At 66.1% G+C, this 21,601-nt stretch carries 15 protein-coding genes; 10 read left to right on the plus strand and 5 right to left on the minus strand.

The annotated features are described in order from the left end of the window. Positions 1-195 precede the first annotated feature (195 nt). Positions 196-411 (plus strand): hypothetical protein, encoded by a 216-nt coding sequence (locus PNI01S_RS03000; RefSeq protein ID WP_037012057.1) that lies wholly within the window; start codon positions 196-198, stop codon positions 409-411. Positions 412-883: 472 nt separating this feature from the next. Here PNI01S_RS03000 and PNI01S_RS03005 read toward each other — a convergent pair whose 3' ends face one another. Next, a complete protein-coding gene (locus PNI01S_RS03005) occupies positions 884-5,746 on the minus strand; it encodes an NAD-glutamate dehydrogenase (protein ID WP_084357403.1) in 4,863 nt (1,620 codons plus the stop codon). A 304-nt stretch (positions 5,747-6,050) separates the two neighbouring features. On the opposite strand from PNI01S_RS03005, the gene PNI01S_RS03010 reads away from it, so the two are divergent. From PNI01S_RS03010 to PNI01S_RS03045, 8 genes are all read left to right on the plus strand, one after another. Beyond that, positions 6,051-6,923, plus strand: a complete 873-nt coding sequence (locus tag PNI01S_RS03010) for a DUF1353 domain-containing protein (protein ID WP_024765095.1) — start codon at positions 6,051-6,053, stop codon at positions 6,921-6,923. Between the two features lie 61 nt (positions 6,924-6,984). After that, a complete protein-coding gene (locus tag PNI01S_RS03015; RefSeq protein WP_038803712.1) occupies positions 6,985-7,944 on the plus strand; it encodes an AAA family ATPase in 960 nt (319 codons plus the stop codon). Position 7,945: 1 nt separating this feature from the next. Beyond that, complete coding sequence (locus tag PNI01S_RS03020; protein ID WP_024765096.1) at positions 7,946-8,890, plus strand: DUF58 domain-containing protein; 945 nt, start codon at positions 7,946-7,948, stop codon at positions 8,888-8,890. Next, a complete protein-coding gene (locus tag PNI01S_RS03025) occupies positions 8,887-9,384 on the plus strand; it encodes a DUF4381 domain-containing protein (protein WP_084357404.1) in 498 nt (165 codons plus the stop codon). Before PNI01S_RS03020 ends, PNI01S_RS03025 begins: the two co-directional genes overlap by 4 nt. After that, positions 9,377-10,411 carry a vWA domain-containing protein gene (locus PNI01S_RS03030; RefSeq protein WP_024765098.1) on the plus strand — a complete coding sequence of 345 codons (1,035 nt, stop codon included), beginning with the start codon at positions 9,377-9,379 and terminating at the stop codon, positions 10,409-10,411. Before PNI01S_RS03025 ends, PNI01S_RS03030 begins: the two co-directional genes overlap by 8 nt. Continuing rightward, on the plus strand, positions 10,408-12,168 hold the full coding sequence (locus PNI01S_RS03035; RefSeq protein ID WP_084357405.1) for a vWA domain-containing protein: 1,761 nt from the start codon (positions 10,408-10,410) through the stop codon (positions 12,166-12,168). The genes PNI01S_RS03030 and PNI01S_RS03035 overlap by 4 nt, the downstream gene beginning before the upstream one ends. Next, complete coding sequence (locus PNI01S_RS03040; protein ID WP_084357406.1) at positions 12,165-13,811, plus strand: BatD family protein; 1,647 nt, start codon at positions 12,165-12,167, stop codon at positions 13,809-13,811. The genes PNI01S_RS03035 and PNI01S_RS03040 overlap by 4 nt, the downstream gene beginning before the upstream one ends. A 37-nt stretch (positions 13,812-13,848) precedes the next feature. Then, positions 13,849-14,949 carry an alpha/beta hydrolase fold domain-containing protein gene (locus PNI01S_RS03045; RefSeq protein WP_084357407.1) on the plus strand — a complete coding sequence of 367 codons (1,101 nt, stop codon included), beginning with the start codon at positions 13,849-13,851 and terminating at the stop codon, positions 14,947-14,949. Between the two features lie 91 nt (positions 14,950-15,040). Here the strand turns inward: PNI01S_RS03045 and PNI01S_RS03050 are convergent, their stop codons facing one another. Further along, the gene (locus tag PNI01S_RS03050; RefSeq protein ID WP_084357408.1) at positions 15,041-15,457 is read right to left on the minus strand and encodes a carboxymuconolactone decarboxylase family protein; all 417 of its coding nucleotides are present in this window, start codon (positions 15,455-15,457) and stop codon (positions 15,041-15,043) included. A gap of 112 nt (positions 15,458-15,569) precedes the next feature. Here PNI01S_RS03050 and PNI01S_RS03055 point away from each other — a divergent pair, with 112 nt between their 5' ends. Further along, the gene (locus PNI01S_RS03055) at positions 15,570-16,376 is read left to right on the plus strand and encodes a cyclase family protein (protein ID WP_169889669.1); all 807 of its coding nucleotides are present in this window, start codon (positions 15,570-15,572) and stop codon (positions 16,374-16,376) included. 69 nt (positions 16,377-16,445) lie between these two features. Here PNI01S_RS03055 and PNI01S_RS03060 read toward each other — a convergent pair whose 3' ends face one another. From PNI01S_RS03060 to PNI01S_RS03070, 3 genes are all read right to left on the minus strand, one after another. Next, a complete protein-coding gene (locus PNI01S_RS03060) occupies positions 16,446-18,827 on the minus strand; it encodes an efflux RND transporter permease subunit (protein WP_038803711.1) in 2,382 nt (793 codons plus the stop codon). 14 nt (positions 18,828-18,841) lie between these two features. Then, the gene (locus PNI01S_RS03065; protein WP_084357409.1) at positions 18,842-19,924 is read right to left on the minus strand and encodes a WD40/YVTN/BNR-like repeat-containing protein; all 1,083 of its coding nucleotides are present in this window, start codon (positions 19,922-19,924) and stop codon (positions 18,842-18,844) included. A gap of 270 nt (positions 19,925-20,194) precedes the next feature. After that, entirely contained in the window at positions 20,195-21,562 is a 1,368-nt protein-coding gene (locus PNI01S_RS03070) for a DUF1329 domain-containing protein (protein ID WP_084357410.1), read from the minus strand. Between the last annotated feature and the right edge of the window lie 39 nt (positions 21,563-21,601).

The following is a 21,601-nucleotide window of genomic DNA, read 5'->3' on the forward strand; positions in this document are numbered from 1 at the left end:
GAGTCCTGAAGAGAGATGAACAGCCGGAAAGCATATCTGCATTCGCCGTAAAACACCGCAGGCAGGGAACTTTCCGTCAGACAAAAGCGTCCGAAGTTGCCAGAAACGATACCCACTATCGAACGGGATGATTTCTGCTCACCTCGAGCGGTTGATAGCCTGACAACCATCCCGAACCAGCCTGCGTGTGAATCCATGAACCGTGCCCTCGCCCTTCTCTCCCTGACCCTGCCCCTGTGGCTGGTGGGTTGCGCCAGTCAGCCCGCGCCGCAGCAGGAGCCCTACAGCAACGAACAGGTGAAGTCCTTCGCGCTGAAGATGCTGGGAACCAGCAACATGTCCGATGAGCTGTACGCCAAGTACCGCCGGGCTCTCACCGAGCCCCGCGAGGATGGGCGGAGCGGGAGCTGATTTCGCGTTCTTCGTGTTCCTGACTACCGCTGGACGCCCCCGACGGGCCAGTGCTGTCGTTCTGCCTATCCGCGATGCTCTTGCTTCTGATGGGGGGGGGGTGCGCCCCTTTGAAAGGCGCGCAGCGTCCGTGTCATGTCCCCTGCCTGGCCAAGCGACGTAAGCTAGGCAGGTTTCTCGCCCCTCCATCCCGTTTTGCGCTTCGCGAGCAATACCCGGGCCCTTCCGCCTCCTGCAAGGGACACTTCGGCCCGCCCGGACATTTGCCTGGAAATCCTTCAGAGCCAAAGCCCTAAGAACTGTTCGCGAGCAGGCTCGCTCCTACAGCCCAGTCAAACTGCGGAACGCTCTTCGCAGAAGCGCTTGCCTGCGAATACGCCCCGTTCCCGGGCTGGCAGACGTGCAGATCCAGGCAAAAAAAGCCCCGCACTTGGCAGGGCTGGAGCATCAAAACGTCAATCAGGCTGGCGCATCACACAGGGCACACACCCTGCTGGTTGCTCTGCGCCAGGTCGAGCAGCTCGCGGTTAGCCACGGCGTACATGGCGTAGTCCGTGCTGGTGGAAGCACGCAGCTCGACGAGCATGGCGCGCCAGCGGGCGACCATCGGGGCGTGCTGTTCCAGCCAGAGTGCCACGCGCGCATCGATTTCCGCCGGACCGTCCTGCATCTGCAGCACGGAGACGGTGATTGCCCGCTGCTGCCAGTCCAGGTCGTCGCGGAAGGCCTCGCGGGCCAGCGCCTGCCAGTTGTTCTCCACCGGCAGGGAGCTGAGCTGCTGCAGGTACCAGGTCAGTTCCAGCTCGCTGCCCAGGGCGAAGTAGGCGCGCGCCACGTCGGCCGGGTCGCGGCCGGTGACGTCGGCCGCTTCGACGATCGGCAGCAGGGTGTAGAGATGGCTGGTGCCGGCGACCATGCGTGCCAGCAGCTCCGGCACACCGGCGTCAACATAGGCCTGGTAACGCGCCTGCCACAGCTCGCGGGTCGGGCCTTCGAGCAGTTCGTTGAGCTTCAGGCCAAGGGCGGCGATGCGCGGACCGAAATGCGCCACGTCACGGGCGGCATCCTGCTCGTTGCGGCGGCTGCGCAGGAACCAGCGCGTTGCGCGGCGGCCCAGGCGCATCAGTTCGTCCATCAGGGTCAGTTGCACTTCCGCCGGCACCTGGTAGTCCAGCGCCTCGATCTGGCGGAACCAGTGCGGCAGGTGGAAGACATCGCGCACGATCACGTAGGCACCTGCCACATTCGCCGGCGTCATGCCGGTGGACTCCTTCAGGCGCTGCACGAAGGTAATGCCCATGTGGTTGATCAGGTCGTTGGCGATCTGCGTGCTGACGATCTCGCGCTTCAGGCGGTGCCTGCGCATGGCCGGGCCGAAGGTGTCGACCAGGGTCTGCGGGAAGGCCGTTTCCATGTCGCGGGTCAGGTAGTCATCGTCCGGCACCAGCGAGCCCAGCAGCTGCTCCTTCAGATCGATCTTGCTGTAGGAAATCAGCACGGACAGTTCCGCCCGAGTCAGGCCCTGCCCGGCGGCGATGCGTTCGGCGAGCCCCTCGTCGGTAGGCAGGAATTCCAGCGCGCGGTCCAGCTTGCCGCGGCCTTCCAGGTCGCTCATCAGGCGCTTGTACTCGGCGATGCGCTCGCGGGCACGGCGCTCGGCCAGGGACAACGCCTGGGTCTGCTTGTAGTTGTTGCCCAGCACCAGGTCGGACACCTGGTCGGTCATTTCCGCCAGCAGCTTGTTGCGCTGCTTGCTGGTCATGTCCCCGGCGGTCACCACCTCGTTGAGCAGGATCTTGATGTTCACCTCGTGGTCGGAGCAATCCACACCACCGGCGTTGTCGATGAAGTCGGTGTTGCACGCGCCGCCATTGAGGCCGAATTCGACCCGCGCCAGCTGCGTCATGCCGAGGTTGCCGCCCTCGCCCACCACTTTCACCCGAAGGTCGCAGCCGTCCACGCGCAGGCCATCGTTGGCCTTGTCGCCGACGTCGGCATGGGTTTCATCGCTGGATTTCACGTAGGTGCCGATGCCGCCGTTCCACAGCAGGTCCACCGGCGCCTTGAGCAGCGCGTGGATCAGCTCGGTCGGGGTCAGGCGCTCGGCGTCGATGTCGAAGCGCGCGCGCACTTCCGGGGTCAGGGTGATGCTCTTGGCGCTGCGCAGGAAGATGCCGCCGCCGGCGGAGATCAGCGAGGCGTCGTAGTCGGCCCAGCTGGAGCGCGGCAGGTTGAACAGCCGCTGGCGCTCGGCGAAGCTCGCCGCCGGGTCCGGATTGGGGTCGAGGAAGATGTGCATATGGTTGAAGGCCGCGACCATCTGCAGCTTGTCGGACATCAGCAAACCGTTGCCGAACACGTCGCCAGCCATGTCGCCGATGCCGATGACCGTGACGCTGTCCTTCTGCACGTCGATGCCGCGCTCGCGGAAGTGGCGCTGTACCGAGACCCAGCCGCCGCGGGCGGTGATGCCCATGCCCTTGTGGTCGTAGCCGGCGGAGCCACCGGAAGCGAAGGCGTCGCCGAGCCAGAAGTTGTAGTCGGCGGAAATGCCGTTGGCGATGTCGGAGAAGGTCGCGGTGCCCTTGTCCGCCGCCACCACCAGATAGGGGTCGTCCGGGTCTTGGCGGACCACGTTGGCCGGCGGCACGACGTTGCCTTCCTTGAGGTTGTCGGTGATGTCCAGCAGGCCGGAGATGAAGATGCGGTAGCAGGCGATGGCCTCGGCCTGGATCTCATCGCGCGAACCACCCAGCGGCAGGCGGCGCGGGATGAAGCCGCCCTTGGCGCCGGTGGGCACGATCACCGCATTCTTCACCTGCTGCGCCTTCACCAGGCCCAGCACTTCGGTGCGGTAGTCCTCCTCGCGGTCGGACCAGCGCAGGCCACCACGGGCCACGTCGCCGAAGCGCAGGTGCACGCCTTCCACCCGCGGGCAGTAGACGAAGATTTCGAACTTGGGCGTGGGCCGCGGGATTTCCGGAATGGCCTTGGGGTTGAACTTGAAGCTGAAGTAGCTCTTGTTCTGCCCGGCGGCGTCGGGCTGATAGAAGTTGGTACGCAGGGTCGCCTTGATCAGGTCGAGGTAGCGCCGCAGGATGCGGTCCTCGTTGAGCACCTGGACGTTGTCCAGGGCCGCGAGAATCGCCTGTTCCAGCTTCTGCTGCTTGTCTTCAAGGTCCTCGGCGGTGAGCTTGCGGGCCAGGTAGAAACGGGTCTTGAACAGGCGCACCAGTTCGCGGGCGATGTCCACGTGGGCGTTCAGCGCGCTGGCGATGTAGCCCAGGTCGAAGCCCAGGCGAATCTGCTTGAGATAGCGCGCGTAGGCGCGCAGCAGGGCTACGTCGCGCCACGGCAGGCCGGCGGTCAGCACCAGGCGGTTGAAGGCGTCGTTCTCCGCATCGCCGTTGACGATGTGGACGAAGGCGTCCTGCAGGGTCTCGTTGAGTTCCTGGATGTTGACGTCCAGGCCCTCGGCGTAGGTGAAGGCGAAGTCGTGGATCCAGTACTCGCGGCCATTGGTGTGGCGCAGGCGGTAGGGGAACTCGCCGAGTACGCGCAGGCCGAGGTTCTCCAGGATCGGCAGGACGTCCGACAGGGCCAGCGGCGTGTCGGCGTGGTAGAGCTTGCAGTGCAGCTGCTGCTCACCCTGGGCCAGCGGCTGGTAGAAGCTCATCACCAGCGGGCGGCTGTCGCCCAGGCTGGACAGGTGCTGCAGGTCCACCACGGCGAAGTGCGGGGCGAAGCGCTCGCGATAGCCGGCCGGGAAGCCTTTGGGGAAGTCTTCCAGCAGGTTGTTGCCCTGCCCTTCGCCGAAGTTCTCCAGCACCAGTGCGGCGTAATCGTCCTGCCAGGAACGGCAGGCCTGGATGGCTTCCTGCTCCAACTGGGCAGCATCGACGTCGATGCGGTTCTTCGGGTCGACGCGCAGGATGAACTGCACGCGGGCCAGGGTGGATTCGGAGAAGAAGGTCCAGAACTCGCAGTCGCTGGCCTTCAGGCGCTCCATCAGCACCTGCTGGATCTTCATCCGCGTTTCGGTGGAGTAGATGTCGCGCGGCACGTAGGCCAGGCAGTAGGCGAAGCGACCGTAGGGGTCCTTGCGCAGGAACAGGCGGATCTTGTTGCGTTCCTGGATCTGCACGATGGACATGGCGGTGGCATACAGCTCGTCCACCGGGGTCTGGAACAGGTCGTCGCGCGGCAGCACTTCGAGAATCTGCGCCAGTTCCTTGCCCAGGTGCGCCTTGCTGTCGAAGCCGGAGTTCTTCAGGACGGCGGCGACCTTGCCGCGGATGAACGGGATGTCAAACACGCTCTCGGCGTAGACCGCCGAGGTGTACAGGCCGAGGAAGCGGAACTCGCGGACGACCTTGCCCTTGGCGTCGATCTCGCGGATCGATACGTAGTCCGGATAGGCCGGGCGGTGCACGCGGCTGGGCTGGGAGGCCTTGGCGAAGGACAGCAGCACCGGCTCGCGCAGGTAGGCCACCGCGTAGTCCTCGATGTGCAGGTCTTCCTTGTTAAGGCCGGCGCGCAGCAGCTTGGTCAGGCCGAGGAAAGCCTTGTCGTCGTACACCAGGTGGCCGCCATCGGCCTCCTCCTGCACGGTGAATTCTTCATAGCCGAGGAAGGTGAAGTGGTTGTCCAGCAGCCATTCGAGGAAGGCACGCACTTCGGCGGTCTCTTCCGCGCGGGCCTTGACCTTGGACTTGCCCAGCCAGGCCAGCAGCTCCTCGGCCTTGCTGCGCATGGCCGGGAAGTCGGCGACCGCCAGGCGGACTTCGCCGAGCACTTCCAGCAGGGCCTTCTCCAGGGTGCGCAGTTCGCCGGTCTGGGAGACGCGGTCGATCTCCAGGTACATCAGCGATTCCTGGTGCACGTCCTTGCCGGTGCTGTTCTTGGGCAGGATCTCCAGCAACTCGCCCTTGGCATTGCGGCGCACGCTGAGCACGTTGGTCTGCAGGGTGTGGATGCTGTAGCCGCGGCGGTTCAGTTCCATGCGCACCGAGTCGACCAGGAACGGCTGGTCCGGGTGCAGCACCTGCACGGCGGTGTGGGTCGACTGCCAGCCGTGCTTTTCATAGTCGGGGTTGTACACCGCGACGATCGGCTGGGCGGGGTTGAAGCGTTCCAACAGGCGCCAGGAAGACAAGGTGCAGCCGACCAGATCGGACAGCCTGCGCTGGGTCAATTCGTCGAGGGAGATGAAGCCGAAGAACTGCTCGGCGAACAGGGCCACTTGTGGCAGACCCTTGTCGTCGACGTGCTGCGCCAGGGCCGCTTTCAGTTGTTGCTGGAAGTCGGCTTTGCTGGCTGCGGTGAAGAACGCCATGTTGTTACTCCGCTGGGCTCGAATTATTGGATTGAGCGTAGAACGCATATCGTCTTGTGTCGGGCCACAGGTATAGCCGGGCAGTGTGACCCTCGACTGACAGCCCCGACCGGGCGGTCACCGATCCCACCGAGCTTATCGGGACTGGGCCGCCGCTGGCTTACGGGGCTGCGACATATTCGTTCAACGGCATGCAGCCACCACGCTCTGGGGAAACGACAGAATTTGCGGCACGATCGTTCCGCAACTGCCCGAGGAAATATCAAAGCGCTATCATGGCGGCCCCTCGCCTGGAACGGACGCCATGCAACGCCACCCTCCCCTGCGCCGCCCGCTGCTGCGCCATCTGGACAACCTGCTGGTCACCCTGCTGGGCGCGGCGCTGCTCGTGCTGGCCTGGCTGTTCCTCGATGAAGCCGTGCGGCCGCTGCTGATCGGCGCGGTCCCGGTCTATCTCGGCGTGCTGCTGCCGCGCATCGTTGGCCGGGACGAACGCCTGCGCCGGGTGCAGGCTGCGCGGGAACGCTCGGTGGACGAGTGGGGTTTCTGCAGCCGCGACCGCAACGGCCCGTGGATCAACTACATCGATTTCCCGCTGGTCCGCGAAGCTCCGCTGTTCAGAGGCCGCTACTTCTATAGCGAATGGCTGGTGGTGCACGACGGGCGCATCGTCATCAACCCCGGCCCCGCCCATGTCGACCTGAGCGCCGGCACCGTGAGCTACGACTTCGGCTGCACCCGCACCTATGCCTGGGACGGCTGCTCGCCGAAAGTGCCGTTCTTCTGGATGGCGACGCTTGGCACGCCGGACTGGTGGGAGCATCTGGAAAGCGTGCAGTGCCTGCGCCACGGCCAGCAGCAGGAACGCGAGATGTTCTGGCCGGTGGCGCACCACGCCAGCCTGGTGCATGACGCGCTGTACCAGTTCCTCAATGTCGCCCCGGTGACCAAGGCCGAGGCGGACGAGCTGTTCCACCGCATGCTGCTGGACGCCGGCATGCCGCGCCTGGTGGCCTGGGTCTACCGCTTCGCAGTGGTCCACGGCGGCGCACGCGACATGCGCCGCCAGCTCAACCCCAATACTTCCCTGCGCCTGCTGACCCCGCTGCCTGGCGGCCGGGCAACTCAGGAACCACTAGCGCCGCACAAGGCTCGAAGCGCAGCGCTGCAAGAGTGACGGCCGATGCAGTAAAGTAGGCGGCCCGACAGCCCCACCCTTCGTCCAGGAAATCCACGCGATGGAACATCGTGAGTCGCTCCTTGCACTGCGCCAGTATCTCTCCAGCCAGATCCTCGGCCAGGAAAAGCTCATCGAGCGGCTGCTCATCGCCCTGATCGCCGACGGCCACCTGCTGGTGGAAGGCGCACCGGGCCTGGCCAAGACCAAGGCGATCAAGGACCTGGCCGAAGGCCTGGAGGCCGAGTTCCACCGCATCCAGTTCACCCCCGACCTGCTCCCGGCGGATATCACCGGCACCGAGATCTATCGCCCGGAGAACGGCAGCTTCGTGTTCCAGCAGGGGCCGATCTTCCACCACCTGGTGCTGGCCGACGAAATCAACCGCGCGCCGGCCAAGGTGCAGTCCGCGCTGCTCGAAGCCATGGCCGAGCGCCAGGTCAGCGTGGGCCGCAGCACCTACGACCTGCCACCGCTGTTCCTGGTGATGGCCACGCAGAACCCCATCGAGCAGGAAGGCACCTACCCGCTGCCCGAGGCCCAACTCGACCGCTTCCTGATGCACGTGAAGATCGGTTATCCGGAAGCCTCCGTGGAGCGCCGCATCCTCCAGCAGGCCCGAGGCGAAGCGCTGAACGGCGAAACCAAGCCCGAGCGCCGGGTCACCCAGGAAGCCATCTTCGCCGCGCGCCATGAAATCCTTGGCCTGTACATGGCCGACGCCGTGGAGGAATACCTGGTCCAACTGATCATGGCCACACGCACCCCGGCCAAGTACGACGCCGAGCTGGCCGAATGGCTGTCCTACGGCGCCAGCCCGCGGGGCTCCATCGCGCTGGACCGTTGCGCGCGTGCCCACGCCTGGCTGGCCGGCCGCGACTTCGTCAGCCCCGAGGACATCCAGGCGATGCTCTTCGATGTGCTGCGCCACCGCCTGATCCTCACCTTCGAGGCGGAAGCTGCCGGGATCGACCAGGACCGCGTGGTCCAGCGCATCCTCGACGTAGTCGCCGTCGCCTGACATGCACAATGTCCTGGCGCCTGGCGTCGCGATTTCCCTTGGCGAGCTGATCGAGATCCGTCACCGCCTGCACGAAGTCCAGCTGTTTTCCACGCCTTCGCGGCGCAGCCCGTTGATCGGCCTGCACCACTCGCGCCTGCGCGGCCGTGGCGTGGACTTCGACCAGGTGCGCGTGTACCAGGCCGGCGACGATGTGCGCACCATCGACTGGCGCGTCACCGCGCGCACCCAGGAGCCGCACACCAAGCTGTTCCATGAAGAGCGCGAGCGCCCGGTTTACGTCCTGGTGGAACAGAGCGCGCGGATGTTCTTCGGCTCCGGGCAGTCGTTCAAGTCCGTGCTCGCCGCCCGTGCCGCGGCCTTCGTCGGCTGGGCCGCGCTGGCGCACAACGACCGCATCGGCGGGCTGGTGTTCACCGACAGCGAATGCCACGAGATCAAGCCACGGCGCAGCAAACAGAGCCTGCTGCAGTTGTTCAACCTGATCGTGCGCGCCAACAACGCCCTGCTCGCCGGCTCCAACCTCAGCCACAACGGCGACGGCTTCGGCATGGCCCTGCGCCGCGCCCGCGAGGTGCTGCGTCCCGGCAGCCTGATCATGGTGATGTGCGACGAGCGCGCGCTCAGCGACGTGGCCGAGCAGCAATTGTCCCTGCTGGCGCGGCACACCGACCTGGTGATGCTGCCGGTATCCGACCCGCTCGACCACGCCCTGCCCGCCGCCGGATTGCTGAGGTTTGCCGAGGGCCAGGCACAGCTGGAACTGGACACCCACATCGACGAGCAGCGCCTGGCCTACCGCGCCCTCGGCGAGGCCCGCCGCGAGCGCTGGCAGCGCCTTGCACTGCGCCTTGGCGTGCCGCTGCTGCCGCTGACCACCCAGGAAGAACTGGTGGAGCAGCTGCGCAACCTGCTGGAACAGCATCAGCCGGGTTATGCCAAATGAATCCCCTCGACCAACTGCAACCGCTGATCGAACCGGCGACGGTGCCCTGGTGGCCCCCGGCGCCTGGCTGGTGGCTGCTCGCCGCGCTGCTGCCGCTTCTGCTCTGGCTGCTGTGGCGCAATCGCCAGCGCTGGTTGCCCAGACGCAAGGCCAAGGTGGCCACAGAAGCCCCGCTGGACCCGCTGCGCGAAGCCGCCCTGGAAGAACTCAAGCGCCTGCCGCGCCCCTATGACCGCGCGCCGGCCGGCGCCTGGCTGCAATCGCTCAATGGCCTGCTCAAACGACTGTCGCGCGCCCGCTGGCCGGACAGCCACAGCCATACCCTGAGCGGCCGTGCCTGGCTGGCCTTCCTCGACACCCGTTGCCCGGCCGCCGGCCTGACCCGCTGGATGATCCTGGTGGAAGGCGGCTACCGCGCCGAGTGCAAGCTGGACGACAAGGCCATCGACGGCCTCGCCGCCGCCGTGGAAACCTGGGTGCGCAAGCATGTTTGAATTCGCCTGGCCGTGGATATTCCTGCTCGCCCCGCTGCCCTGGGTGATGCGCTTCATCCTGCCGCCGGCCGACAATGGCGAGGCGGCGCTCAAGGTCAGCTTCCTCAAGGAACTCGAAGGGCTCGCCGGCCGCCGTGCCCGTGCGCGCCTGCCGGCCTGGCGCCAACAGGCGCCTTTCGCCCTGCTCTGGCTCTGCCTGCTGCTGGCCGCGGCGCGCCCGCAGTGGGTCGGCGAGCCACTGCCGATCCCCGCCACCGGCCGCGACCTGCTGCTAGCGGTGGATGTCTCCGGCTCCATGGACTACGCCGACATGACCTGGGACGGCGCGGAAGTCAGTCGCCTGCACGCCGTGCAGAAACTGTTCGGTGATTTCATCGAAGGTCGCCGGGGTGACCGCGTCGGGCTGATCCTGTTCGGCACCCGCGCCTATCTGCAGGCGCCGCTGACCTTCGACCGCCACACCGTGCGCATCTGGCTGGACGAAGCGCTGATCGGCATCGCCGGCAAGGACACCGCCCTGGGCGACGCCATCGGCCTGGCGGTCAAGCGCCTGCGCCAGCGCCCGGCCGAGAGCCGCGTGCTGGTGCTGATCACCGATGGCGCCAACACCGCCGGCGAGATATCCCCGCAGACCGCCGCACGCCTGGCCGCCGACGAGCACGTGAAGGTCTACACCATCGGCATCGGCGCCGATCCCAAGCAGGGCGGCGTCGCCGGACTGTTCGGCCTCAACCCGGGCTTGGACCTGGACGAGCCGGCGCTCAAGGCCATCGCCGAAAGCACCGGCGGCGAGTACTTCCGCGCACGCAATGGCGAAGAGTTGCAGCGCATCTCCGACAGCCTCGACCGGCTCGAGCCGGTGGAACAGAAGCCGACCCAGGCGCGCCCGGCCATCGCGCTGTACCGCTGGCCGCTGCTGCTGGCACTGCTGATCAGCGCAGCGCTGGTGGTGGGCACGCTGTGGCCGCCCGAGGACTGGCGCTGGCCGGCCTGGATGGCGCGCCTGAAGAAGGAGCGCCGGCCATGAGCAACCTTTGGCCGCACCTGCTGCACCCGCTGTGGCTGATCCTGCTGCTGCCGCTCGGCTGGCTGCTGTGGAAGCTCTGGCACCGTGAGCGCCGCGCCGGCCGCTGGCAGCTGCTGCTGCCCCAGGCCTTCCACCCCTGGCTGCTGGCCGGCGGCAACGGCCGTCATGAACGCCGCCCATGGATCTACCTGGGCATCGCCTGGCTGCTGGCGGTGCTTGCCCTGCTCGGCCCGAGCTGGCAGCAGGTGGAGCAACCGACCATGGAGCGCAGCGACCCGCTGGTGGTGGTGCTGGAACTCACACCGCAGATGCTCGCCACCGACCTCAAGCCGACGCGCCTGCAACAGGCCCGGCGCAAGCTGCTCGACCTCCTGCAGGCACGCAGCGACGCGCAGACCGCCATCGTCGTCTACGCCGGCAGCGCCCACACGCTGGTGCCGCTGTCCAATGACCTGGGCACCGCACGCAACCTGCTCGACGCCCTCAAACCCTCGATCATGCCCGAGCCCGGCCAGCGCGCCGACCTTGCCGTCGCCCAGGCGCGACGCCTGCTCGACAACGGCGCTGAGGGCAACGGCCGGATCCTGCTGCTCACCAGTGCGCTGGACGCCCGCGAACGCCAGGGCATTCGCCAGGCGCTCAAGGGCAAGGGCAAGGATCTGCTGCTGCTCGCCGTGGGCACGCCCGGCGGCGCCCCCATCGCCCAGGAAGACGGCACCTTCCTCAAGGACGACCAGGGCAACATCCTGGTGCCACGCCTGGACGAGAATGGGCTGCGCGTCTTCGCCACCGACATGGGCGGCCGCTTCCAGCGCCTGCGCGCCAGCAGCGGCGACCTGCGCTCCCTCGGCCTGCTGGATAACACCCAGGGCCTGCAGGTCAGCGAGGAAGATGCACTGCTACGCCTGCAGCGCTGGGCCGACCAGGGCTACTGGCTGCTGTTGCCACTGCTCCTGCTCGCCGCCTGCGCCGGGCGGCGCGGCTGGCTGTTCAGCCTGCCGCTGTGGCTGCCGCTGCTCTGGGCGCCGCCGCAGGACGCCAATGCCTTCGAGTTGAACGATCTCTGGTTGCGCCCCGACCAGCAGGGCCAGCGCCTGCTCGACGCCGGCAAGCCGGCCGAGGCGGCCGAGCGCTTCGCTGACTTCCGCTGGAAGGGGCTGGCCCTGTATCGAGCCGGCGATTATGTCGACGCCGCCCAGGCCTTCGCCCAGGGTGACGAGGCCGCCGACCACTACAACCGCGGCAACGCCCTGGCGAAACAGAACGAGCTGGAAGCCGCGATCGACGCCTACGACCAGGCACTTGAACGCAACCCCGACCTGGAGGCCGCCAAGCGCAACAAAGCCCTCCTCGAAGACCTGTTGCGCCAACGCAAGGACAATCCGCCCGGCGACGGCACCGACCAGCCCCCCGAAGAAAACCACGACGCCGGACAGAGCAGCGATCCCCAGGCCGCCCAGCCTCAGGATCAGCAGCACGAGGAGGACAACGCCGGCGAACGTGACTCGCAACCGGCACCGGCGGCGAAGACCCCATCGCAGGAAGCCGACAAACCCACCACCAGCCAGGCCGACAAGCCCGACGGCGACGTTCGCGAAGATCAGGAAACCAACCCGGAAGATGCCGGTCCACTGGGAGACGAGCGCCGTCAGGCCCTGGAACAGTGGCTGCGGCAGATTCCCGACGATCCGTCCGAACTGTTGCGTCGCAAGTTCTGGTACCAGCAACAGCAGCAGCGCCAGGAACCCAACCCATGAAAAGGCTGATCTGCCTGACCCTGCTCTGCCTCGCCGCCTTCCGCGCCGAGGCCAGCTTCACCGCCAGCGTCGACCGTGCGCGCCTGAACCAGGGCGAGAGCGTCGAGCTGACGCTGGAGTCCGATGACCCGACGCTGTTCGGCAAGCCCGACCTGAAACCGCTGGACGAGCACTTCGTGGTCCTGGGCACCCGCCAGGTCAACCGCCTCACCACACTCAACGGCAAGGCCCAGGCCACCACGCGCTGGATCATCACCCTGCAGCCACGCAGCGAAGGCAAGGTGGAAATCCCGCCGATCCACCTGGGCGGCAACGCCAGCGAGCCGATCAGCCTCGATGTGCTCAAGGCCGAGGACAGCGCCGAGGGACAGAAGCTCGCGCCGGTGTTCATCGACGCCAGCGTCGACCACGAGGAAAGCTGGGTGCAGGCCCAGGTCATCCTCACCCTGCGCATCTACCACTCGGTGTCGTTGTACGACGACAGCAGCCTCAGCCCGCTGCGCATGAACGACGCCCGCGTCGAGCAACTGGGCGAGCCACGCACCTACGAGAAGGACATCAACGGCGTTCGCCATGGCGTGATCGAAGTGCGCTACGCGATCTTCCCGCAGAAGAGCGGCACCCTGGAGATCCCCGGCCAGACCTTCAAGGCCACTCAGGTTGCCCAGCGCCGCAACGACGATGACTACAACCCGTTCGGCCCGCAGCCGGGCAAGCAGGTGCTGGTCACCTCGCCGAGCATCCCGTTGCAGATCGACCCCAAGCCCGCGGACTACCCGAAGGACGCACCCTGGCTGCCGGCCCGCTCGCTCAGCCTGAGCGAGACCTGGAGCCCGCAGCCCGAGGAAGCCAAGGCCGGCGAATCGCTGACCCGCAACATCATGCTGCGCGTGGATGGCCTGTCCGGCGCCCAGTTGCCGCCGCTGCCGGTCACCCTGCCCGAAGGCCTGCGCCATTACCCGGACCAGCCGCAGCTGGCCAACGAAAGCAGTGACCAGGGCATGATCGGCAGCCGCGAGGAACGCGAAGCGCTGATCGCCGACAAGGCCGGCCCGGTCGAGCTGCCGCCGGTGGAAGTGGTCTGGTGGAATACCCAGGAGCGCCGGGTCGAGCGCACCAGCCTGCCGGCGCGCACCCTGCAAGTCGCCGCCAATGCACAACTGGAAGAACACATCGAGCCCACCGCAGCCCTCAGCGAAGCGGCAGTCAGCGACACGCTGCTCTGGCCCTGGCAGCTCGCCTGCGCACTGCTCAGCCTGACCACCCTGCTCGGTTTCGCCCTGTGGTGGCGCGCCCGCAGCCAGCCGGCGGTCATTCGCGTGGCGCAGGCCGGCCCGAGTACTCGCACCCTGCTGGATGAATTGCGCCGCGCCTGCCAGGCCAACGACTCGCATGCCACCCGCCAGGCGCTGGATGCCTGGGCCCGGCAACAACCGGAAACCCTGGCCGACATGGCAGCGCGCTTCGTGCCGTTGTCCGATGCGCTGGATGGCCTCAACGGTGCGCTCTACAGCGACAGCGAAGGCGGACGCAACTGGCAGGGCGAAGACCTTTGGCGCGCCATCCGCACCCTGCCCGGTGCCGACCCGGACGCACCGCCGGCGCCGGAGGCCAGCAGCCTGCCGCCGCTCTATCCGCGCTGACGGCTATGCTGGTGGCATCCCCGCCAGAGATGCGTCCATGCCCGCCCACCGGCTGATTCCGGCGCTGGCCGCCGGCCTGCTGCTGATCTGCAACCTCCTCGTGGCCGGCCCGCTGCAGGCAGCCGAGGCCCTGCCACCGACCCAGCCGTTGCAGGGCCCCGGCGGTTCGAACTACGCCCATGCCGACGTGCACCAGTGGCACTTCTCGGCCGAGGGCAACGAATACTGGGTGTTCACTCCGGAGCGGCCCGCCCCCGCCAGCGCGCCTGTGGTGGTCTTCACCCACGGCTGGAGCGTCATGCAGCCGGACCTCTATCGCGCCTGGATCGAGCACATCGTCCGGCGTGGCGCCATCCTCATCTACCCGCGCTACCAGGCGACGCTGAAGACGCCAGCGGCGGAGTTCCTGCCCAACGCAGCCGACTCCGTGCGCCGCGCCATCGCCGATCTGCAGGCGGGCAAGCTGGGAGTGAAGCCGGAGCTGGAGCACGTCGCCTACGTCGGCCATTCGGCGGGTGGCCTGATCGCCAGCGGGCTCGCCGCCTCCTGGCAACGGATGGGCATACCGGAGCCGCGTGCGCTGATGGCGGTGGAGCCGGGCAAGAGCAGTGGCCCACGCTGGCGCCAAGTGCCACTGGAACCGCTGGCCAACATCCCCGCCGGCACCTTGCTGCTGGCGCTTTGTGGTGATGAGGACGAGCGCGTTGCCTGCGATGACGCTCAGCGCATCTACTCGGAAAGCACCCAGGTCGCGCCGCGCAACAAGGACCTGCTGCTGCTGCGCAGCGACCGCCACGGCAGCCCGCCCCTGCTGGCCAACCATGCGGCGCCGACCGCACCGCGCTTCGATCCGCGCTACCCGCCCAGCGACTCTTCCAGCTGGTTGCTCAACCGCGTGCAGGAGCGCGTGAAGCAGCGTCTGAAACAAGGGCAACCCTCAGCCCACAACGCCCTGGCGACCGATGCGATGGACTGGTTCGGGCCGTGGAAGCTGTTCGATGCGTTGTGCGATGCGGCCTTCTACGGCCAGGACCGCGACTACGCGCTGGGCGGGGGGCCGGCGCAGCTGTCCATGGGGCGCTGGAGCGATGGCACACCGGTGAAGGCGATGCAGCGGTTGTCGGCACCAGTACCCTGAGCATCCATCGCAGGCCTGGGTTCGCGAGCAAGCTCGCTCCTACAGGCACGCGCCGGAGCGCTTTTGGTAGGAGCGAGCTTCGCGAACAATCTCAACTGCCGCTGTGCTCCATCACCGCCCCCTTGAACACATCGTCCAGCGGCACCTGGTAGCCAATGGCAAGACGGTTGGTCTCGTTGGCCATGGCCACCACGGCCATCAGCTCGCCGAGCATCGCGTCGTCCATCCCGGCCTTGCGCGCCGCCGCGCCGTGGGAGCCGATGCAGTAGTTGCAGTTGTTGGTGACGCTGACGGCAACGTAGATCAACTCCTTCACCAGCGGATCGAGCTGACCCGGCCCCATCACCTCCTTGAGGCTTTCCCAGGTGCGCCTGAGGGTCTGCGGGTGGTTGGCCAACGCTTTCCAGAAGTTGTTCACCCAGTCGATCTTGCGTGTCTCCATGATGTCGTCATAGACAGCGCGGACTTCTGGGCTGGCTTCGGCGTACTCGATGAGCTGGAAGGACATGAGGTCTCCTAACGAAAATGAATAAGAAAAGCAGAATTCAGAATTGGATGATTGGACAAGCGATGGAGAAAGATAAGGCGTTCTCTCCCATCCCCGTCAAGGAATCAGACCCATGCAACGCCGCCCCACCCTGCTATTCGCCGCCACCCTGCTGCCATTTCTCGCGCTGTCGGCCCACGCCGCCCAGCCGGGTCTGTGGGATACCTACGCCAGCCTCAGGCAGCACGACTGGGTCGACCTGACCCACGCGTTCGACAGCAATACACCGCACTGGAAAGGCTTCGAGCCCATGGGCCGCAAGACGCTCTACACCGTGGACAAGGACGGTTTCCAGGTGGAGCTGTACAGCCACGTCGGACAGTGGGGCACCCACGTCGACCCGCCGGTGCACTTCCACAAGGGCCTGCGCAGCGTCGATCAACTCGACGTGAAGGAGCAGTTCCTGCCGCTGGTGGTGTTCGATATCCATGAGCAGGTGGCGAAGAACCCCGACTACGTGCTGACCCTGGCCGATGTGAAGGCCTGGGAAGCCAAGCATGGCCCGGTACCAGAAGGCTCCTTCGCGGCGCTGCGCACCGACTGGTCCCAGCGCTGGCCGGACCAGGCGAAGATGCAGAACCAGGACGCCAAGGGTGTGGCGCACTATCCGGGCTGGAGCAAGGAGGCGCTGGTGTATCTCTACGAGACGCGCAAGATCACTGCCTCCGGCCACGAGACCACGGATACCGATCCCGGCATCGCTACCAGCAAGGACGACTATTCGCTGGAGTCGTACATCCTGGGCACCAACCACTACCAGATCGAATTGCTCGCCAATCTCGACAAGGTGCCCGAGGCCGGCGCGCTGGCGGTCGTGAGCTTCCCGAAGATTGCCCAGGGCACGGGCTTCCCGGCGCGGGTCTTCGCCATCCTGCCGTGATCCGCCCTGCGCGTAGGAGCATAAAAAAACGCGGCCCGAGGGCCGCGTTTTTTATTGCTCGAGCGTCGATCAGTGAACCAGGATCGAAGCCTTCTTCTGACGCACCTTCTCCGGGTTGATCAGGAAGCGCGCCAGAGCCGGCAGCAGCCAGAGGGCGCCGAACATGTTCCAGAGGAGCATGAAGGTCAGCATCAGACCCATGTCGGCCTGGAACTTGATCGCCGAGAAGATCCAGGTAGCCACGCCGATGGCCAGGCACAGGCCGGTGAACAGCACGGCTTTACCCGTGGACTTCAGCGTCTCGTAGTAGGCCTCCTGCAGGGACAGGCCCTGGCGCAGGAAGGACTCCAGGCGGGTATAGATGTAGATGCCGTAGTCCACGCCGATACCCACGCCCAGCGCGATCACCGGCAGGGTCGCCACCTTCACGCCGATGCCCAGGGTGGCCATCAGCGCGTTGCCCAGCACCGAGGTGAGGATCAGCGGCAGCACGATGCACAGGGTCGCGGCGAAGGAACGGAAGGTGATCAGGCACATCACTGCCACGCAGATGTACACCAGGATCAGGATGGTCAGTTCCGAGTGCTTGATCACGTCGTTGGTGGCGGCCTCGATACCGGCGTTACCGGCGGCGAGCTTGAACTTCAGGTCATCCTTCTCGTTGGCCTTGGCGAAGTCCTGCACGACGGCCACGGCGCGGTCGAGGGTCTCGGCCTTGTGGTCGTTGAGGAACACCAGAAGGGGTGCCAGCGAGCAGTTGCTGTTGAACAGACCTTCGGCGCGGCTGATGGAGTTGTTCAGCACGTCCTGGTTGCGCGACAGCGACTCCCACTTCAGGTTGCCTTCGTTCATGCCCTTGATCATCTGCTTGGAGACGGTGACCAGGGAGATGGCCGACTGCACGCCCTGGGTGTTCTCCAGGCGCCAGGCCAGCTCGTCGATGGCGGACAGGGTCTTGTGGGTGGAGCAGCCTTCGGCCTCGGACGCCACCATCACCACCAGCACGTCGGAGCTGGTCGAGTAGTTGCGGATGATGAAGTCGTTGTCCAGGTTGTAGCGCGAGTCCGGACGCAGTTCCGGCGCGCCCTGGTCGAGGTCACCGATCTTCAGGTGATGGCCCTGCCACATGCCGCCGGCGAACATCGCCAGGGCGATGACCACGGAGATCGGCGCCACGGACGGGCTGGCGAAGTTGGACAGCGCGCGCCAGAAGGGATGGTCGCGCACGGCGTCTTCCTTGCTGCGCTGCACCGCCTTCTTGCTGATGCCGATGTAGGAAATGGCGACCGGCAGCAGGATCAGGTTGGTGAACACGATCACCGCCACGCCGATGGACGCGCCGATGGCCAGTTCGCGGATCACGCCGATGTCGATCACCAGCAGGGTGATGAAGCCGACGGCGTCCGCGAGAATGGCGATCATGCCCGGCAGGAACAGCTGGCGGAAGGTGCGGCGGGCGGCCAGCAGCGGGGTTTCCGCATCACTGGACTGCAGGGCGATACCGTTGATCTTCTGCACGCCGTGGGAAATACCGATGGCGAAGATCAGGAACGGCACCAGCATCGAGTACGGGTCCAGTCCGAAGCCGATGATGTGCAGCAGGCCCAGTTGCCAGATCACCGCCACCAGGGTGGTGGACAGCACGGCAATGGTGGAGCGCACGCACTTGGTGAACCACAGCAGCAGCACCAGGGTGATGACGAAGCAGATGCCGAAGAAGCCGACCACCATCAGCAGGCCGTCGATCAGGTCACCGACCTTCTTGGCGAAGCCGGTGATGTGGATCTTCACGTTGGGGTTCTGCAGCTGGTACTTGTCGCGGATCTTCTCTTCCAGCTCATGGGAGAACTGGCGGTAGTCCAGCTTCATCAGCTTGCCCTGGTCTTTCGGGTCCGGGTAGACCTCCAGCAGCGGCACGTCGACGATGCTCGACTTGAAGTTGTTGGCCACCAGGCGGCCGATCTGGCCGGACTTGAGCACGTTGTTGCGCAGCAGGTCCAGGGCCTTGGCGGAACCGTCGTAGGTCTGCGGGATAACCTCGCCACCGGCGAAGCCCTCCTCGGTCACTTCGGTCCAGCGTACGCTCGGGCTCCACAGCGACTTCATGCCGGAGCGGTCGACGCCGGGAATGTAGAAGACCTCGTCATGGATCTGCCGCAGCGTCTCCATGTATTCCTTGGTGAAGATGTCGCCGTTCACCGCTTCCACCGAGATGCGCACGGTGTTGCCGAGGTTGGCCAGGTCGTTGCGGTGCTCCAGCATGTTCTGGATGAACGGGTGCTGCAGCGGGATCATCTTCTCGAAACTGGTGGACGGGCGCACTTGCGTGGCCGACCAGGCGAGGAAGACGGTCACCAGCAGGCACGCGATGATCACGAACGGCCGGTGGGTGAAGATGATGCGTTCCAGGAAAGTCGCCTTGTCCTGTTCGTGCTTGTTCAGAGCGTTCATTGCGGCTCCCTGGCTTATTGTTGTTCTGTCAGCTCGGCACCGGTCGCCGAAGCCAGGTGGATACCGCCCTGGCCGACCAGCACCAGGTTGCCATCGCCGGCCGCGCTCACGCCCGCGAGGGAGAGGCGGTCCGGACGGTTGACGACGCTGAAGCTGACGCCGTCGTCCTTGCTTTCCAGCACGCTGCCGCCGTGGCCGACGACGACGATGGTGCCGTCATCCAGCAGGCTGCCTTCGGAGAGGCCGAACTCCAGCGCTCCGCCATTGGCGGTGGGCAGGCTGACCTGCTGCCAGGTGCTGCCGAAATCGGTCGAGCGGAACAGGTGGCCGCGCAGGCCGTAGGCCAGGACGGTGCCGGCCTGGGTGGTGCCGGTGGCGCCGAACAGCGAGCCCTCGTAGGGGCCCTGGAGTTTTTCCCAGGTCTGGCCCCAGTCCTTGGAGCGGAACATGCTGCCCGCCTCGCCGACCACGAACAGGCCGGAATCCTTCACCGCCGTGATGGCGTTGAGGTGGTACTGGTCTTCGTTGTCCAGGCGATCGCTGACGTCTTCCCAGCTCTTGCCGCCATCGGTGGTTTCCAGCAGCGCGCCATAGGCGCCCACGGCCACACCGTGGTTCTCGTCCTGGAACCAGATGTCCAGCAGCGGCGCTTCGCGCTTGAGGTCCTCGAACTGGCGCACCCAGGTGGTGCCGCCATCGGTAGTGGCCAGGACCTGGGCGTCGTGACCGACGGCCCAGCCCTTCTTGTCGTTGACGAAGAACACCGAGGTCAGCAGCTGGCGGGTCGGCACGGTGGCCTGGGTCCAGCTCTTGCCTGCGTCGTCGGAATAGAGGATGTGCCCGTGGTCTCCCACCGCGACCAGCCGCTTGCCGGCATGGGCGATGCTCAGCAGCAGGCTGCTGGAGGCCTTGGCGGAAATGATCGAGTTGGCATCGCTGGCGGCGTCCGTTGCGGCGACGGCATGCAGCGGAGCCAGGGACATCATCAGGAAGGAAAACGCGCCGAGCAGGGAAATCGACTTGCGCGACATCGGGAAGGAGCTTCGCACTCCCGATACGGGCTGCTCGCTCGAAGTGCGCCACAGGGGCTCACGCATATGCCTTTACCTCTTTTTCTTATGCAGGCGGTATGTAGTTTGGAGCTATATAGCCAGCCTTTTCCGGGGCTGACAATTAACGGCACGTTATCTTTTGTTAAGCCCCGGGCGCCTCACTCGAAAGGATGAGTGCATTTTGCCATCTCGCCCGAAAGGCGCGCGGGTGGCGGCTTCCCGCGGGTGGAGCGGTAACACTTTCACGCCCTCACGCTTTCGCGCAGGTATAAAAAAGCCCGCCATGGGGCGGGCTCTTTCACGCACGAAGCGAACTCAGCGGGTGCCGCGGCGACGCAGTGCGGACGGGCTGAAGTAGGAGTCGTCCGGTACGGCCTGGCTGAAGTCGATGGTGGTCGGCTCTTCGTTGTCCAGGTTCTGTACGTGGTAGCGACGGGCCTGCAGGTCGTGGAAGGTATCCAGAGCGGTCCAGGTGGTGGGCAGCTCGTAGTAGTTCTTCAGGTACGCCAGCGATACGCGCCACAGTTCGCCGCGACCGTCGTACTGGTCGACTTCGGCGGCGCCCCAGCTGTCCTCGTCGAGGAACAGTACGCGCTTGGAATAGATGTGGCGTGCGCCCGGCTTCAGGGTGCCTTCCACGATCCACACGCGGTGCAGTTCGTAGCGGGTGTATTTCGGGTTCAGGTGGTTGGGGGTCAGCAGATCCTTGTACTTAACCTCAGGGCTGGAAACCTTGTAGTTGTTGTACGGGATGTACATTTCCTTCTTGCCGATCAGCTTCCAGTCGTAGCGGTCCGGCGAGCCGTTGAACATGTCGGTGTCGTCGGCGGTACGCAGGCCGTCGGCGGCGGCGATCGGGGTGTCGTAGGCCAGGTTCGGCGCACGGCGCACGCGGCGCTGGCCGGCGTTGTAGCCCCAGGCCTGGCGCGGCTCCTTCACCTGGTCGAGGGTCTCGTGGACCAGTGCGGCACCACCGGCCAGGCGAGCCGGGCTCTTGGTGAACGACAGGTAGTAGAACAGCAGGTTGTTCAGGTCGGCGAAGCTCTTGCCCTGGATGTAGTACTTGAACAGCGCTTCCTGCTGCGAGGTCACCAGCGAGTAGTCGCCGTTACGCTGCACAGCCACTTCGGAGGCGCGACGCACGACGTAGGTGCCGCGGTAGCGGGCGATGTGGTTCCACACCGCTTCCACGCCGTTCTGCGGGATCGGGAACGGGATGCCGCCGAAGGCATCGACGAAGCCGTTGCCGCCTTCGGCCAGCTTGGCGCTGGTGGCATTCTTCAGGGTGTTGTCGTACACCCACTGCGGCGCCGAACCGCTGCGGCGGCTCGGGTACACCGGCATCTGGAAGGTGTCCGGGTAGGTGGCGAACAGCGCCAGGGTGCCCGGAGTCAGGTTGGCCTTGTACTGGTTCAGGTTCGCCTTGGTGATGGTATACAGCGGCTTGTCGGCGGCGAACGGGTCGATATGGTGCTGGCCCGGCTTGTAGCCGGCCGGTGCCTGGGTGATGCCACCGGTCCAGGCCGGGATGGTGCCGGCGGCGTTGCCGGCCTTTTCCGCGCCCAGCGGGGTCAGGCTCGACTGCAGCTTGGCCGCGTCCTGCGGGGAAACCGCCGCCAGGGCGCTGCCGGCGGACAGGGCCAGGGCCACTGCGGCGCCGACCAGGGTACGCATGTTGCGCATGGTGATTCTCCGTGAAGTTCACGCGCCGGCCCGTGTGGG

The organism is Pseudomonas nitroreducens NBRC 12694 (genome assembly GCF_002091755.1).
GTDB lineage: Bacteria > Pseudomonadota > Gammaproteobacteria > Pseudomonadales > Pseudomonadaceae > Pseudomonas > Pseudomonas nitroreducens.